16 protein-coding genes are annotated in these 15,016 nt (G+C 64.0%); 3 read left to right on the forward strand and 13 right to left on the reverse strand.

What is annotated here, in order from left to right; translation table 11 throughout:
• Positions 1–36: 36 nt before the first annotated feature.
• The 9 genes from ACYVOM_RS40820 to ACYVOM_RS40860 form a co-directional block, all read right to left on the reverse strand.
• Complete coding sequence (locus ACYVOM_RS40820; protein WP_460309003.1) at positions 37–198, reverse strand: hypothetical protein; 162 nt, start codon at positions 196–198, stop codon at positions 37–39.
• Positions 199–314: 116 nt separating this feature from the next.
• Positions 315–545, reverse strand: coding sequence for a hypothetical protein (locus tag ACYVOM_RS40825; RefSeq protein WP_460309004.1), 231 nt, complete (start codon positions 543–545; stop codon positions 315–317).
• Positions 542–865, reverse strand: coding sequence for a hypothetical protein (locus ACYVOM_RS40830; RefSeq protein ID WP_460309005.1), 324 nt, complete (start codon positions 863–865; stop codon positions 542–544). The genes ACYVOM_RS40825 and ACYVOM_RS40830 overlap by 4 nt, the downstream gene beginning before the upstream one ends.
• A 210-nt stretch (positions 866–1,075) precedes the next feature.
• Positions 1,076–2,251 (reverse strand): helix-turn-helix domain-containing protein, encoded by a 1,176-nt coding sequence (locus ACYVOM_RS40835; protein WP_460309006.1) that lies wholly within the window; start codon positions 2,249–2,251, stop codon positions 1,076–1,078.
• 27 nt (positions 2,252–2,278) lie between these two features.
• On the reverse strand, positions 2,279–2,920 hold the full coding sequence (locus ACYVOM_RS40840; protein ID WP_460309007.1) for an HAD family hydrolase: 642 nt from the start codon (positions 2,918–2,920) through the stop codon (positions 2,279–2,281).
• Between the two features lie 141 nt (positions 2,921–3,061).
• The gene (gene fxlA, locus ACYVOM_RS40845) at positions 3,062–3,181 is read right to left on the reverse strand and encodes an FxLD family lanthipeptide (protein ID WP_460309008.1); all 120 of its coding nucleotides are present in this window, start codon (positions 3,179–3,181) and stop codon (positions 3,062–3,064) included.
• On the reverse strand, positions 3,181–4,407 hold the full coding sequence (gene fxlM / locus ACYVOM_RS40850; protein WP_460309009.1) for a methyltransferase, FxLD system: 1,227 nt from the start codon (positions 4,405–4,407) through the stop codon (positions 3,181–3,183). Before fxlM ends, fxlA begins: the two co-directional genes overlap by 1 nt.
• A 540-nt stretch (positions 4,408–4,947) precedes the next feature.
• A complete protein-coding gene (locus ACYVOM_RS40855; protein WP_460309010.1) occupies positions 4,948–6,540 on the reverse strand; it encodes a relaxase/mobilization nuclease domain-containing protein in 1,593 nt (530 codons plus the stop codon).
• Positions 6,537–6,905 (reverse strand): MobC family plasmid mobilization relaxosome protein, encoded by a 369-nt coding sequence (locus tag ACYVOM_RS40860; protein ID WP_460309011.1) that lies wholly within the window; start codon positions 6,903–6,905, stop codon positions 6,537–6,539. The genes ACYVOM_RS40855 and ACYVOM_RS40860 overlap by 4 nt, the downstream gene beginning before the upstream one ends.
• 367 nt (positions 6,906–7,272) lie before the next feature.
• Here ACYVOM_RS40860 and ACYVOM_RS40865 point away from each other — a divergent pair, with 367 nt between their 5' ends.
• The 3 genes from ACYVOM_RS40865 to ACYVOM_RS40875 all read left to right on the forward strand — a co-directional run bounded on the left by ACYVOM_RS40865 (position 7,273) and on the right by ACYVOM_RS40875 (position 11,162).
• Positions 7,273–8,031, forward strand: a complete 759-nt coding sequence (locus ACYVOM_RS40865) for a hypothetical protein (RefSeq protein WP_460309012.1) — start codon at positions 7,273–7,275, stop codon at positions 8,029–8,031.
• Between the two features lie 601 nt (positions 8,032–8,632).
• Positions 8,633–9,601 (forward strand): restriction endonuclease, encoded by a 969-nt coding sequence (locus ACYVOM_RS40870; protein WP_460309013.1) that lies wholly within the window; start codon positions 8,633–8,635, stop codon positions 9,599–9,601.
• A gap of 502 nt (positions 9,602–10,103) precedes the next feature.
• The gene (locus ACYVOM_RS40875; RefSeq protein ID WP_460309014.1) at positions 10,104–11,162 is read left to right on the forward strand and encodes a hypothetical protein; all 1,059 of its coding nucleotides are present in this window, start codon (positions 10,104–10,106) and stop codon (positions 11,160–11,162) included.
• Between the two features lie 439 nt (positions 11,163–11,601).
• Here ACYVOM_RS40875 and ACYVOM_RS40880 read toward each other — a convergent pair whose 3' ends face one another.
• The 4 genes from ACYVOM_RS40880 to ACYVOM_RS40895 form a co-directional block, all read right to left on the reverse strand.
• Positions 11,602–12,465, reverse strand: coding sequence for an HIT family protein (locus tag ACYVOM_RS40880; protein ID WP_460309049.1), 864 nt, complete (start codon positions 12,463–12,465; stop codon positions 11,602–11,604).
• Between the two features lie 57 nt (positions 12,466–12,522).
• Positions 12,523–13,032, reverse strand: coding sequence for a toll/interleukin-1 receptor domain-containing protein (locus tag ACYVOM_RS40885; RefSeq protein WP_460309015.1), 510 nt, complete (start codon positions 13,030–13,032; stop codon positions 12,523–12,525).
• A gap of 661 nt (positions 13,033–13,693) precedes the next feature.
• Positions 13,694–14,155 carry a hypothetical protein gene (locus ACYVOM_RS40890; RefSeq protein ID WP_460309016.1) on the reverse strand — a complete coding sequence of 154 codons (462 nt, stop codon included), beginning with the start codon at positions 14,153–14,155 and terminating at the stop codon, positions 13,694–13,696.
• A gap of 100 nt (positions 14,156–14,255) precedes the next feature.
• A complete protein-coding gene (locus ACYVOM_RS40895) occupies positions 14,256–14,969 on the reverse strand; it encodes a hypothetical protein (RefSeq protein WP_460309017.1) in 714 nt (237 codons plus the stop codon).
• Positions 14,970–15,016: the final 47 nt, after the last annotated feature.

Genomic DNA, 15,016 nt, shown 5'->3' on the forward strand with positions numbered 1-15,016 from the left:
CTCCTTGAGGGCCGTGGCCCGTCTCGTGGGTAGGGGTCAGCTCTGCGGGTCGGGGTAGCGGCAGGCGGGGAGCGTGCCGCAGCCGTTGTCGGTGATGCTGTCGACGATGAGGAGGTCGCTCGCGACCGTCCGGGCGTCGAGGTCGAACAGATCGGTGGTGAGGTCGTCTAGGACCTCGGTGCTGGTCTGCATGGTCACTGCCTCTCTTTGCGGCGCGGTGATCGTGCTGCTCCGTCCCACTGGCGCGCCGCCGGCCAGGGAGCCGAAGTCATGGGCGGGACGATGTCCCGCTGTGGTTCCGTCATCGCCGGTCCTCACACGGAGGCATCTGATGCGACGGAGTCCTGCTCTGCGCGGAGCATCAGCGTCCGCAGGTCCGGAGTCGGTTCTGAGGTGGCGATTTCCACGAGTTCGCCGTCGGCGTCCAGGCAATAGACGCGTGAGCCGCCTTCCGGCATGTCCTCGCGCGGCACCGCAGGCTCAGGGAGCAATGCGGCGAGGATGGGGTGTTGAGGGCCTTCGCGACCGGTGACCACGTACATCACGCCGCCACCGCCACCCGACCGGTGCCACGCGGGCGGAACATCCCGATGTGGCTGCGGAACCAGCCAACGGGCTCGACGAACGTCTCCGGCTCGGGCGCGGACCAGCCGAGCGCTTCCATGCCGAGGTTCAGCGCGAGTCCGCGCGCCGTCTCGTTCTCGATGAGGCGGTCACCGACGAGCGCCCAGAACTTCCCGGTCGCCTCCCCGAACCAGATGACGGCCTCGGGGAAGCGCGTCTTGAGCGCGTTGAGCGGTTCCGAGATGGGCGTCGGCCCGCCGCCGATGCGGCTCTTCGTCGCGTACTCCCGGACTCTGTGCATGGTCGTAGCATTGGCCACAGTCAGGACTCCGTTTCCTGGCGAGGCCCCGGAACCCCCGTCGTTGGCGCGACGGGCCGGGGCCGTCTTCGTTCAAGGTGGTCACTCGCTGGTGGAAGCCTTATGAGTTTGGCTATCACCCGCAGTTAGATGGTTGCGGGTCCACCCTTTTGCCAGTGACACACCTTGTGTCACCCCGTTTGAATTGCCGGATTAAATGGCTTTTGCCCATTCGGCATAGCTCAGAAGAGCGTGGGGCGGCGACGCGTAGAGGCGGATCAGCGTCGCGAGCGCCTCGCGAACCTGGCGATGCTCGCGCACGTGCTGCGGAGCGATTCGGCGCGCTTCCTGGAGGGACTGGAGTGAGGCGTCGCGTTGCCCGAGCCACAGCTGCGCACGCGCGAGTTCGATGTAGAAGTGCGATCGGCGTTCCGCAGGTAGCGACGCCGGGACCTCCCAGGATTCCGCGGCGTCGACCGCGCGCACGCCGTCACCGAGCTCTACGGCCACAGAGACCTCATGGACGCGCATGGAGTCCGGCCCGAACGCCGTCCCGCTGTAGATGCCCTCCGGGACGAGATCGGCCAGGCGGCGCGCCTCCCGCATGTGCTCATCGGCGACTTCGGTGTCTTCGAGCAGCCGCGCGGCGACGACAGCGGCCCTCATGTGGAGGGCGCCGACCGAGGCGATCTCCTCGGGCGTCCTCGGCGAGGGGATGGGGCGCAAGGCCGCTTGCAGGGCACGGAGGCCGGGCGCGAGGTTGCGGCTCGCGAAGAACGTTTCCGTGCGTACGTAGGCGATCGTGGCAACCAGCACCGGACTTTCTGAGATGGCGGCGCCCCATCGCATCAGCTCGACCATGCGCCCCGACAGGTCGTGATAACCGAACTTGTACGCGACGGCGTCCGCAGATCGGTAGGCGAGTGCGAACAGTTCGGCTGCACGCGCCCGCTCCGCGCCGCGCGCACCGTCCAACACGCGCGACAGTTCGCCGAGAAGTTCGGGAATGGCCTCGCCGAGGCGCGAGTACTGCGACGTCACCCGTAGGTCCGTGGCGGACTCGACCATGTCTTGAAGCTCGTCGAGAGACCGTGTCGGGCCGTCCTCCGGGAGGTCGTAGGCGTCAACGGCATGCCGAATGCGTGGGATGGCCGCATGGACGCGAGTCCCGGTCTTCGCCTCGGCAAGGGTCAGCCGCTCAGGTTCGATACCGAGAGCGTCCGAGATGGCGAACAGGACGTCGTCGGTGAGGTTCCTGCTTCCCTGCTCGACCTTCCGGAGCAGGCTGAGGGAGATGTGTGCACGCTCGGCGAGCGCGGCTTGCGACAGGTGCCGTGCCATCCGGGCCGCGGCGATGCGCTGACCGATCAAGTTCTTGGACGCGATCATCAGGACTCCGCTCGGTCGCGTCGCCGATCAGGTGGACATGATCAGCAACGTCAGTTCGGTGAGTTCGTCTATCTGCCAATCGGCCGAGGTCGCGGAAGGATCGTCGGCCCAGAAGTGGCCCCAGGGACCACGTCGGAGGTGAGCCGTTCGGAGGCCCGCGGCCTGCGCCGGTAGTACGTCATTCGCGGGATGGTCGCCGACATAGAGGATCTCCGCCGCGGGCAGGCCGGCCCACTCGATCAACTCAGCCCAGAACCCGGCGTCGGGCTTGGCGACGCCCCACTCTCCCGAGGTCGCGACGGCGTCCGTCGGCAGGGACAAGGCGCGCAGTAGTTCGGCTGCCCGGCGCGTCTGGTTACCCGCAATGCCCACCCACACACCCTGCTCCCGGAGCGCGGCGAGCGCAGGGCGCACGTCCGGGTAGAGGTCGGCCTCAGTGAGCACTTCCCCGCGACCTGCCTCCTCGCGAGCCTGCCGTTCGACTTCGATGTCGATCCCCGGCCGGACAAGGCGAAGCGCGTCGGCGTTGTCCCTGCCCGTCACTACGACGGCTCCAACGAGAGCCGACACTGTGTGCAGCGGGACTGATAGCCAGTCCGCCCAGGCCTTCCACTCCCGAGTGTCGTCAATCAGGGTTTCGCCGACATCGAAGACAACCGCCTTGATCACGCCACCAGGGTACGTCGCAACGGCGAACCGCCCATGCCTTCCATGAGGAAATGACGGGCAATAGCGGCCTCACCTGCACATGAGTGCGAAAGCTTCACGCTAAATGGCCACCGCCTCAGCCATCGCTCAGGTTTCAGGGCCTCAGCCGGAGCAGGCGTCGGAGCCCGTGTCGCCCGAGCCGCAGTTGTCGTCGGTGCTGGTGGAGTAGGCGGTCGCGACCGGGCCGGCGTCAACGAGGCGGAGGTTCAGCTCGTACTCCATCAGGGGATCTCCTTCTCTTCTGAGGTGAAGGCCAGGACGAGGCGGCTGTGTCGCTTGTCCAGGACCGCCCCGTCGGGCAGGTCGCCGTCCGGGGTCTGGATGGGGAAGATTTCGAGGGTCGGGGCAGGGCAGCCCGCGTCGACCCATGCGCGCATGTGCTCGACCATCCGTCCGGCTGCCGCTTCGGCGTTGGGCCCGTGGGCGTACGCGCCGAGATCGAATCGCCTACCGGTCCAGCGCAGCTCGGACCGGTAGGCGAACGTGCGGCCGTCAAGCGTGGCGGTGGTACCGAACCGCCACGCTGGCGCGACGAGTCCGGAGACTACGGCTTCTTCCTGGGCGGTGAGCATCACCGACTCCGGGCGAAGGCGGGCGGACAGCCACCAGTCCAGGTCCGGCAGGGCGGTGCGGGGCGGCAGGCTCACCCCGGCCCATGCCTCCTTGCGTGGTTCGTCCAGCAGACCGGTGACGGACTCCGCGTCGATTCGCTCTCCCTCGTCGATCCGCAGGTGGACGCCGTCGGCGATGCCGATGTACCGGATGGCGCTGGCGCCGTCGCCCTGCATGGCGACGAACCCGCACAGCCTGCGGCTGTGGCTGACCAGACGATCGCCGTCGCGGCGCAGCGCCCATGAGCGGGTCGAGCCGAACATCCGCAACGGCACGACGAGCACGCCGTCTTCGGTGAGCTGGTCGCGCCATGCGGGCGGAATGTCCCAGGCGCCGACCGTCACGATGATCAGGTCGTAGCGGCGAACCGGTTCGATCGGATGCTCGGCGTCTGCGCACACTACGGTGACGTCGTTATAGCCGGCGGCCTCCAGGCAGGCCGCGGCACGGTCGGTGACGTCCCGGTCGATGTCGACGGTCGTAACGGACCCTGACGGCCCGACGAGTTCGCGCAGCAACGAGGCGTTGTAGCCGCCACTGCCGATCTCAAGCACGTGGCGGCCTTCCAGCCCGTCGAGCGCGTCCGCCGCCTGACCGATCATCTCCGCGATGAGGAACGGAGCCGACACCGAGCTGATGTTCTCCCCCGTGGGGAGCTGCTTGGTGATGATCGCGGTGTTCTCGTACGCCTCCTCCACCGGGATACCCGGCGTGAACAGCTCGCGGGGGACAGCCCGCAGCGCGGCCTCCACCTCGGGACGCAGGGCCAAGCCCTTCGCTTGGTGGTCGGCGGCCAGGCGATCGACCATCTCGTCGCGGAGACTCTGACTGTCCATCGTGCCGACGCTCATAGCGTGCCCTTTCAACGTGTGCGTGCCGCCCGATGCAGGCGGCTTCCGAATGCCCGGTGACGATCCCCGCGGCGAAAACTCATGCTCTCCCACTTGCGAACCACGGTTGCCTGAACGACTCAGCCCGTTCCACATTTCGACGAAATGCTCCATATGCGATAGAGCGCCATCATGTTCGCCGGTGAAGTAGCCGCTTGGCAGATAATTCCAAGACCAGACCTCCCCTGGAAAGCTGACGGTGCGACGTGGCTCTCCAGAGAGATTGGAGGACGATCAAGCCTGTGCAGGCAAAGCGAAAGACGCTGCGAGAGACCGACGTGTCGACGAGCACAAGCCAGCCCACACCTTGCGGTCCTCAGCGGGGACAGCGGGGACGGCGGGGACAGCTGGATGTTGGCCGCTGTCCCCGCTGGAGCTCCTTGCCGTCCCAGCTCAGGCCATCTTTCTCTGTTCCGGGGACAGCAGGGACAGATTCATGACGGTCGCGAGATTGCCGCGCTCTCGCAGGCGGCATCACGTGCTCGGTCAGATTTCTATGCCGGGCTGGGAGAGCGTCCAGGGTCGGAATGGAGAGCCTTGAGAGTTCCCAGACGCCAGCCGTGGGGTCTCGTACAGATTTGTCCAGTGCTGCTGCAATCGAACGAGGCGCTGCTGGGTGGCGTCGGCCCTCTCGATGGCGTGGAGGGCTCGTCGCTGGGCACGCCCGGATTCGAGGATGATCTCCAAGAGTCGGATGAGTTGGCGGAGGAACATGATCTGGCCGTAGTTCGGGGTTGCCTGGGGTGAGGCAGTGCTGGCGACGACGGCGACCGCCCGTAGGTCGAACCTCGGGTGCTTCTGCCGGTGCCGCGGGGGGATGCGCCTGTGACCTGGGTGGGCAAGGTCGTCGGCGCGGGCTTGGGCGAGTTGGGCGGACTGGGCAAGGACGTCGGCGACGTGGGCAAGGGTGCCTGGCCGGTTGATCTCGATCTGGAGAGACCACATCGACAGGACTCCCGCGGCTTCCCGAGCCGCCAGCGCCCACAGTTCCGGCTGGTCGACTGGAACAGCGATCAGTTCGGCGCGGAGCTCGGCCAGCACGGTCGCTGCCTTCTGCCATGTCTGCGAGCCGTACGTCTTGTCGGGGAGCACGTTGCCGGCGCCTGAGCCGCCCCATGCCGCGAGGGTCTCGGCGTGGCCGATCGGGCTTGGTTGGGTCTGGCCGTCTTGGGGCCAGCGGCGTTCGCGGAGTCGGGGGAGGGTGAGCTCGCGGTGCAGGCGGCCTCCCCCGAACCAGATCGTGGGTTGGCGCGGCTTCGGTGGCAGCGCGACGGAGTACCCCACCACCTCATCCCGCCCGCCGGCCGCGTAGCGGGGACGGACCAGGATTCCGAGATCGCGCAGGGCGCCGACGAACTCGGCCTCACTGCGGGCCACCGCGACCGCCGCCCGAACCGTCCGTGCAAGCCGTGCCTGGTCCGGCTCTGCCTTGCCCTCCCTTCTCGCCCGCTCCAGCTGGGCTCTCGACACATCAGGCTGACCCACACCGGCCCCTGCCCCGGCGTTCCTGCCCTCGACGATCTGGAGGCCGAAGCGCTGCTCCATGTCGCGGCACAGCTTGCTGAGCGTGACCCAGTCCCGGAAGTGCGACGCGGTCATGCCGTCCTCACGCAGCAGGCTCGCGACCAGGTGGACGTGCTCGTTGCCCTCCACGGACCGACCGTGATGGACAGCGATCCACCGGCACGGGGCCTTACCCTCGGCCTCGAACCCGAGCCTGCCCACCGCCTCCCGGACGACCTCGGCCCACTGCGCATCGGTCAGCCTGCGCTCTGCGGTCGAGTCGGCCGGTGGCAGGGAGATGGCGCAGTGCCACAGGTGCCCGTTCGGGAACTCCCTACCGAACGCCTTGCGGTGAGAGTCGAACTGGCCACCCAGCTCTTTGATCTCCCCGCGCTGGGTGCGGTAGTCCAGGCGAGTCCCGTCGATGATCCCCAGCGCGGTGGACGCTGCGATCACTCTCTGGCGGGTGTGCTCGTTGGCTTTCCCGGGCCCGAACAGGTACAGCATGAGCCCCACCGGGTTACTCCCCAGCACCCGGACGCCGCCTCGCCGCTTCACGGCGACGTGGGCGATCACGGCTTCCTCAACGCGGCCACGGTGCCGTCCAGACGGTCGAGAACCCGCTTCAGAGCATCCAGCACGACCGGCAGCTCGGCTGGAGTCCGGTTCGTGGCGTTCGCCGCCCGCGCCAGCTGGTTCACGTTGTTCCCGATCGCGGCCACCAGCCGACGCACCGCCAAGAACTCCGCGACCAGGCCCCGCCGCTCCGACGCCGTCCTTCGGCCTCCCGCCAGAGCGGACTCGACCAGCAGCCGCGGAACACTCAGCCGAGCCTCCTCCGCCCGCTCGACGAGTTCCGCTCGTTCCTCATCGGACAGCAGCACTTTGACCGCGTGCTTTCTGCCTCCGGGGTGACGCTCCAAACGCCGCACCTCAGCCATCCGATCGCCCTTCCCATTCCGACAGATGTTGTCGGAATGGGAAGGGCGATCGGGCGCGGAACATGACAACGGCCAGCGCAGCGACCTCGAAGAGGACCCCTCAGGCCCGCCCAGGGCCGCCGTGATCAGGTCACCTGATCGCCTATCTTGCTACCCCACGGCAAGGTAGATGTGGACCCTCTCCCAGGGGCCCGAGCCAGCCTCAAAATCAGGCATCGGCTGAACGGGCCCGCGCAGCCGATGTTTCACAGTGGCGCTTCAACGAGGGTGCGTTGCACCTTGAAGAGAAGATCAGGATCTTCATATTGGGAAGCGATCTGGACGAAATCCGCATGACGACAATCAAGTACTTCTCTACCATCTAAACATGACCTGGGATGAAACTACCGGAACCGTCAGTCGTGCCTTCGACCAATGGGTTGCCACTGATCGTGCGATACAGGCGTTCCACGCGCTTTCTCTCAGGTGGTCAGAGCCTGGCTTCGAGAGTCTTTGGCAGCAGGCCGAAGCGAGGATGAACGCCCACTTCGACCCGGATACTCACTACGGCGACGAGCACCTCAGCTACTTCGAGCACAGTACAGGCGGCCTATGGCCGGACGACTTTAGCTGGATGCTCCGTGCTGCCGTGGTCAAGGACGCCGTCACGGCATTCGACGTCTACATGGAGGAGTCCATCGTCGAAGCCATGGGCAGGCGAGGACTCGAATTCGACGTCAAGGACCTCCGGCCTTCTCCGCCTTGGCCAGAGGTGGTGAAGCTCCACAAGATGATCGGCAACGACCTGTCCACCGAGCGTGTAAGGCACATCCGTGGCCTGCGACACCTGCTAACGCACCAGAGGGGCATCTTCCGAACCCAGAAACTCCTGGAGAAGTACTCCGAGGCTCAACCGCCCCCGGACGGGTGGGATGACGCCGGTCTGCTCGAACCCCTCCTGGCCGATGAGTACGTAGGCAGCCGGGTGCCGCTGAAGCCCGAAACCCTGGAGCAGATCTTGAAAGATCTCCACTCGACTGTGCGAGACGCCGACAAAGCGGTGTGGGCGATTAGCTGGGCCGATGCACCAGCGCCGGAGCTCGATGCACTGCGGGCGACGCTACTCGCGAACGAAGAGACGCCCTAGCAGGGTCTTTGCCAGAACCAATCAGTTGATCTTCCCCATGATCAATATGATTGTCCGTCAGTCCAACCGCTTCGCGAATTGTGAGAGATCGTGACGAGGTCCAGCCATCTCGGTAGACCAACACCGGCAGGCCAAGCCACATCTCCGGGACCGGTTCGGTGTCCCTGCTGTCCCTGGCCTCATCTCCACCGGTCGGAGTCGTTTTTCCAGGGACAATCCAGTCCTGTGATGTCCCCGGTGTCCCTGCGAGTCTGTTCAGCTCCCCTTCTAGAAGAGGATGGGCTCGGGAAGGGACAGCGGGTCACGGAGCAAGCTGTCCAGGGCGGACACTGTTGAACAGCCAACCTGCAGTTCGCATCCGCCGACAGAAGCCTGGTCCATTCGCTTAAGCCAACCAACCACGGACCAGCAGCGGCGGAGGCCGGCCCGGCATCACTGTGCCCTCAGGCATAGAACCGGAACACAGTCCCGTCTCGGTCAGAGCTGAGGCTGCCGGCTGCGATCAAGTAGCTTGACGGGTTCGTGTTCTGGGCGGTGCTCTAAGAAAGATCAAGTGGCACACTGAGAGTCCGCCCAGTTACCGCCATCTGTTGGGGGTGCCTTGCCTGACGAGCCGTACCACTACCCGTCCGAACTGCTTGAGCTCCTGATCGAAACCATCCCTCGCCTGTTCAAGTCGAAGGACGGAGTGCTCGACTTCTTCGTCGGCGCGGGCGTGCCGGACCGCATGACCACTGACCTCCGCGCACGATTGCGCACAGACCGAGAGAACGTCAAGAAGTTTACGATCGCCCGCATGGTCCTGAACAGGATCAACGCCGGTGGAGACAGCACGCTGCGAGCACGGCGTGAGGTGCTGAAGCGAGTGTGTGAGCACGAGGACTTCTCAACGCCTTGGCCTGAAGACCAGCTCAAGGCCCAGGGTCTAGTGGCGGCTGTCCGGAAGTCTGTTGATGCCAAGGATTCCTTCACTCGGATGCAGCAGGCGGCCGAACAGGAACGAAGCGAGCGGCTGCGCCGGCAGCGGGAGTCTGCCGAGGCCGAGCAGCGCCGGCGCGTGGAGCGCCAGGCCCTCCGCTCTCGTCTCGCAGGTCTCTCCTCCATGGAGAACGCCCAGAAGCGTGGCATCGTCTTTGAGGGCCTCCTGAATGAGCTGTTCGCGCTCGACGGCTTGCTTGTGAGGGAGTCTTTTGTACTGAAAGATGGTGACGATGGCATCGTTGAGCAGATTGACGGCGTTGTGGCGCTTGATGGCCAGGACTACCTTGTCGAGGCAAAGTGGTGGAGCAAGCCCCTAGGGCCGGATAAGACCGCCCAGCACCTTGTCCGTGTATACAACCGGGCCGATGTGCATGGGCTCTTCATCTCTACCTCGGGCTACACTGCCGCCGCCATCAAACAGAGTGTCGATGCGCTAGCTGCCAAAGTGCTGGTCCTTGCGGAAACACCTGAACTACTGCTTCTCCTGGAGCAGGATGGAAACCTAGCCGATTGGCTGCGAGCCAAAACCAGAGCGGCAAAACTCGACCGAATACCGCTCTTTCGGCCAGCGTTTCAAGCCACGGTATGAATGTTAATAGTCAAGTTGCTATGCTTCGGTAGCGAGTGGGACGATGCTCCATAACAAACCTGTTTCCGCTAATCTTTCCATTGCTTCTGTATTCGACTTGCTCCGTGGAGTCGCTATCCGTGCGTCCGCAGATGGTTGCACGGTAGAGACTCCAGGTGCTGTTCGCCTTATCCGGCTCAAAAATATAAGCCGTGACGGCGTGATCGCCCCGGTCGATGAGGAGACCGATATTTGGCGGGCTGATATCCCAGACCATCAAAATCTTAGAGAAGGTGATGTCCTACTATCGGAGATAGTCTCAGGTCGCCCTAAGGCTGCCCTAGTAAATGAATGTGATCTTCCCGCCGTGGCCGTGGGAAGTCTCTATATCCTCCGGCCAAAGGTCCCTCTGGATCCGCAGCATCTACGTCTTATTCTGACGTTCCTCCGATCAGCAAAGGTCGGCGCGTTGGCTCGTGGGGCCTTCGGCCGACCGCGCTTGTCCAGGAGGGACCTTGCAGACTTGATCTTGCCTGCCGCGGACACGGCCCTATCTGCTGCGCTTGACGAACTCGACACCGCTCGGCGTCAGCTGGACATATGGGGTGCCGAGGCAGCCAATCTTGCAGAGACCGTGTTCGACACGGACACGAACACCCTGCTCGCCCGCCAGTCGATCATCGACGCTGGACAGTTGACGCGTTTGCGGGCGGAGACGGCTGCACAACTGGACGACCTTGGCTACATCATTCGAACTCGGTTCCCTTACCCCGTTGCGCTGAGATGGCGGGAATCGGAGGTCCGAGAAAGTGCCGGCGATGACGCCCGCGCTTACGCCGCAGTACTAGAAGCAGCCGAGATCCTATTGGCCCACAGTGCCCTACTCGTTCTCGCGCTCGCACAGGAAGCGTCTGTCGAGCTCTCCTCGGCGACAGCGCTTCGCACAAAGCTCACCGGTGAGCGCGGCGGCGGGCCGGGCCTAGGTGAGTGGACCGCCATTCTCCAGGAGATTGCCGGAGCGAAGAAGCGCCGCGGGCTGGGAAGCGACCACCCCCTTCATGAACTAGGCAATCTACTCAGTAGTGAAGCAGCCCAAAAGGCACGCAAACGCATCGCCGGGCGCAGGAACGCCGCTTCGCACCTCCGCCCGGTCGATCCCCTAGACTTGCCTGCTGCTCTTCAGGAAACTCTCGATGACCTGCGACTTCTTGTGGCCCGCGCCCGCTTTCTAGCGGACTGGCCCCTGGTTCAGGTTACATCGGTCGCTTGGGATTCATTTCGAAATGAGTCGACTCTTAGCGTCCGCCAGCTCATGGGTGATCATCCAGTGGTTCCCACCTCAACGATGAAGTATCGGAGTAGTGCGGTAGAGCAAGGAAGTCTATATCTTGTTGATCGGGATCATCGCCTTTATCTACTGCGACCTTTCCTCGTTGGGCAGCTCTGCCCCCTATGCCGTAACTGGTCAACCTTCCACGTCGACAAAGTTGATGGGGAGCTTGTATTGAAAAGTCTGGAGCATGGCCACTGGTTCGTTTATCAGGGGGATCTTGATTCCCTCAAGCAAGTAGGACTGCAATAGTTGCTGTCGGCCCCACCCGACCAGATCAAATAGCCCAGGAACGTTCAGGGACAAGCCACTAGCTGAACCTTGCCTCGGTGCCGGGCGCGATCCGCGATCTGACAGCCGCCCGGAACTGGGGCATAACCAGCGCGCTCGCAGCGTCCGGGTTGATCGTTTCGGCAGGCAAGGGCTTATGCCGGTGCCGACCTGGCGATCTTGGTGTCGTACACGCGCAAGAAATAAGCCTGCCCCCCACGAGTGGGCCAACCGCTTCCACGCCAATCTCCGTGCTCCTGGCGAAGGTGCGAACGCATAGCTCAAAGTCGTGGAAGATCCTCGCGAAGTTCTGTTGCTGGCTCTTCCGCGCCAGCTAACTCGCCAAGGTCATGGTCGGTGTCCTGGATAACCGAGAAGGCCAGTCCAGCGCATGATCGAAAGGCTTGATGGGTTCACTATCTTAACGGTAAAGCAGCCAGGCTCCTATGCTAATTCCCGCAAGTAGTAGGGGTCCATAAACGGGAGCAACTGCCCACGATCTAATATCAGACCAATCGGGCCAATAGCCGACTCTAGAGCCCGCCGGTGATGCGAGAACAGGATTCAAGGAAAACGCGGGGATTGAACGACCGGCCGCCACCTCGTCATAGAGATTACGAAAGGCGCGCTCCTGCTTTATGTAATTAGCGTCAAGGATGGCGAAGATAAGTACCGCCAAGACGCCGAGAAGCGCCGTAACGATCGAACTCTTCGTGATTGCGTATCCGTACGTCGCGGTTACAATCGGAAGTAGCCACGTCTTCGCGGATGATGACGCTTGCGACATTCGCGTAATTGTTGCTTGGATAAACGTCAAGTGCTGCCGACGGTCCTCTGGTCCAACAGTATTTACTTCGTTGAAAAGTGCAGACTGAATCGCGGCGAGAGTCTGGTTTTGAGCTTGACTATCTTCGGCCTCACCTGCGGGCCATCTGATCACCATGCGATCCCCCGACCATCGGGGCACGAGGTGGAAGTGCACGTGAGGTACGGTTTGAGTGGCGACTTCCCCAGTCGACTGAATTACGTTCAGGCCATCCGGAGTTAGGGCTGAGCGGATCGCGCGCGCTGCCCTGAGGAGCGCCTCGCCCAAATCACGTCCCTCGGAAGCATTGAGATCGGTCAGGTCTGAAACGTGACGGTTCGGCACTATCAAAGTGTGACCGCGAGTGGCTTGTTCCAATGGAAAGAATGCGGTGACCTCCTGGGTGCGATACACCAGCCTCGCATTGGAGTCGACCCCTGCGATAATCGCACAAAATGGGCATGTAGATTGATCTACCATGATCACCTAATTATCCCTGTTCTGACCGGGAATCCACGTCACTACGCAGCTTGCCCCTTAGTTCACCGCGAGCTGGTCGTCTTCAACGGCCACAAGCTCTGCGATCTTGGTGGCAACTACTGCCATCGAATCCTCTGCGGTGTCCAACCCGTTTCGGGACGCAAGGAGCGGGCTGACGTCCCGGAGCGCGTTGTAAGTCGTCTCGTGTATGACAGGGAGCAGCAGGTCGCGTGCAAGGAGCTCCGAGAGTTCCTTGTCGGAGACGCCACGGCGCTCGAGGCGTGTCAGTAGTGCAGGGGTGACCAGAACGAGACCCGTGCGCGACTTCGCGAGTCCTCTGTCGATTTCCCGCATGAACGGTAGGCCGAGCGCGATGTCTTTCTCGCTGAACCAGACCGAGACACCCTTTGCTTCCAGCAGGGTGCACAACTCACTGGCAGCACCGCGCCGGTCATCCCACGCGTGGCAAAGGAAGACATCGCGAAGTTCAGGCTGTTCAATCGCGCGCAATACGGCGGCATTGCGAACAGGAGTCAGACTCTTAACCTCGCCAGGTGTGTAGATCATGGAGGAGGTGCTTGACCAAGGTGCCCGTATCTTGCCGCTACTGGAGCTGCCGTTACTGGTCGCACCGCCCCCGCCCCCGCCGCTGCTCCGCGGAGTGTAGGCCGACGGCGTGTAGTAAGAGCGGGCCGAGGATCCGTAGCCGCCGCTGCAAGCGGGGCACGCCGCACGTCCGCTGGCGGTCCGATGACCCTGAACCGGGGCTGTACAACGACTCATAAGTACATGGTAGTCGTGTGACTACTGCTAGGGGCTGTTTTGAAGTCTGGCTTGTTGCGGTGTGTCGTGATCGTGAAGCAGCGAGGTCTTCAAGGGACCGTCCGCTGGACCTTGGGCATCGCAGATAGCTGGTTGCAGTTCTGGTTGCAGTCCAGGGTCATCCGGCCGGGTCCTTGGCGGTTTAACGCGCAGGTCAGAACGGGTGCGGACCGCTGGGATCGGGGTGGTGCGCACTGCTAATGCGGTTTGGGTTCACGCCCATCGCGAGTTCAAATCTCGCCACCTCCGCCCACGATCAGGGCCTCCGCTCATCAGATGAGCGGAGGCCCTGATCATTTCGCAGGCGTGGTCACCGGTCCTCGGGCACAGGGGGCCGAACTGAGGCGGTTCCCTGCGTCGTGGACGTGCGGCGGCCGGCCCGCCGTACGAGAGTCCTGATGGGTGCTCAGGGAAGGAAGATGCCGTATTCGCGGATCTCGGGGGTGAGGTGGGGGGTAGCGCGGCTACGGCGGAGAGCACCTCGGCCGAGCTGAAGCCGATGACCTGGGATCTGACCTGCACGATGAGGTCGGCGAGCTCGGGGGTGATGGCGGTGAGGAAGCGCGGGGACGTGGTTGACGTCGATGAGGCCGCCGTCGTCGTAGTAGCGCGGTAGGTCTGGGCGTCCGATGCACAGGTCGCGCGCGAGGACCAGGTCACGGGCTTGCTCCCGGGCCTGCCGGCGCAGCTCCCGTCGCATGTTCGCGATGGCCAGGGCCTGGGCGTTGTTGGCGTACTGGTTCGGCGCGGGTGGTGCGAACCCCGGATACAGCGGCCCGCCCTGGTGGACGTGACCCCGCTCGTCGACGGACAGAACGATCCGTTTCTCTTTTCGACGACCGCGAGGATGATCCAGACGGGCAGCCACAGCCCGCACAGGAAGAGCGTGATCAACACGTGCACCGCGTGGTTGGTCTGCCCGCCACGCACGAACACGGCGCGTCCGGGGGCCGGGCGCGCCGCGCCGGCTACTTCACGGGGAAGATCTTGGACTTTACCGGGGTGGTGGAGACGGTGCCGGCCCAGACGATCTGGAGGGCCCCCGCGGCCTTGGGTGTCACCGTCTTGGCGAACTTGCCGTTGGCCTTCGTCTTCACCGTGGACAGCAGCGTCCACTTCGTGGAGCCCTTCTTGCGGAAGAGGATCTTGAGGTTCCGCTTGCCGAAGCCGGTGTAGGAGCCGTACTCGATGGTGCGGAGCGAACCGGAGAGGGTGACCGGGGACTTCTTCTTGGCAGGCTTGGGCTTCACGGTCGCGGTGAGCTTCGTCTTCGTGCGGACGGTGATGCCGGTCGTCGGCCCGGTGATGTCGGCGCCGGTCTCCTCGCCGATCGCGGAGGTCTCGACCAGCCACTTGCCGGTCGCGGCGAGCAGCGCGGTGAGCTTGACCGTGCCGGTGTAGACGCCGTCGCCGTCGGGGTCGGTGAGGTCGAGGTACTCGTAGCCGGTGCCGCTCAGCGCGGTCAGCTCGGCGAGGATCTTGTTGTCGTAGAAGGGCTTGCCCTCGTCGATGGAGGCGCTGATGGTGAGCGTCGTCGCCTTGCCGGTGGTCACGACGGCGTTCTTCGGCGTGACGGTGACGTAGGTCGCCCTGCGGTCCGGTTCCGCAGCGCTCGCGGGGGTCGCGAAGGCGGTCAGGGCGACGGATGCGGCGATGAGGGCCGCGAGGGACTTGCGGGACATGGGTTCACTCCTGATTGCCCGGGGGTGTGCAGGAATGAGGCTAATTC

It is taken from the genome of Actinocorallia aurea, assembly GCF_054783995.1.

Bases quoted from the DNA above. Each gene is read 5' to 3' on its own strand.
- ACYVOM_RS40830 (WP_460309005.1), bottom strand. From the start codon at position 865: ATGCACAGAGTCCGGGAGTACGCGACGAAGAGCCGCATCGGCGGCGGG.
- ACYVOM_RS40835 (WP_460309006.1), bottom strand. From the start codon at position 2,251: ATGATCGCGTCCAAGAACTTGATCGGTCAGCGCATCGCCGCGGCCCGG.
- fxlA (WP_460309008.1), bottom strand. From the start codon at position 3,181: ATGGAGTACGAGCTGAACCTCCGCCTCGTTGACGCCGGCCCGGTCGCG.
- fxlM (WP_460309009.1), bottom strand. From the start codon at position 4,407: ATGGACAGTCAGAGTCTCCGCGACGAGATGGTCGATCGCCTGGCCGCC.
- ACYVOM_RS40860 (WP_460309011.1), bottom strand. From the start codon at position 6,905: ATGGCTGAGGTGCGGCGTTTGGAGCGTCACCCCGGAGGCAGAAAGCAC.
- ACYVOM_RS40865 (WP_460309012.1), top strand. From the start codon at position 7,273: ATGACCTGGGATGAAACTACCGGAACCGTCAGTCGTGCCTTCGACCAA.
- ACYVOM_RS40880 (WP_460309049.1), bottom strand. From the start codon at position 12,465: ATGGTAGATCAATCTACATGCCCATTTTGTGCGATTATCGCAGGGGTC.
- ACYVOM_RS40885 (WP_460309015.1), bottom strand. From the start codon at position 13,032: ATGATCTACACACCTGGCGAGGTTAAGAGTCTGACTCCTGTTCGCAAT.
- ACYVOM_RS40895 (WP_460309017.1), bottom strand. From the start codon at position 14,969: ATGTCCCGCAAGTCCCTCGCGGCCCTCATCGCCGCATCCGTCGCCCTG.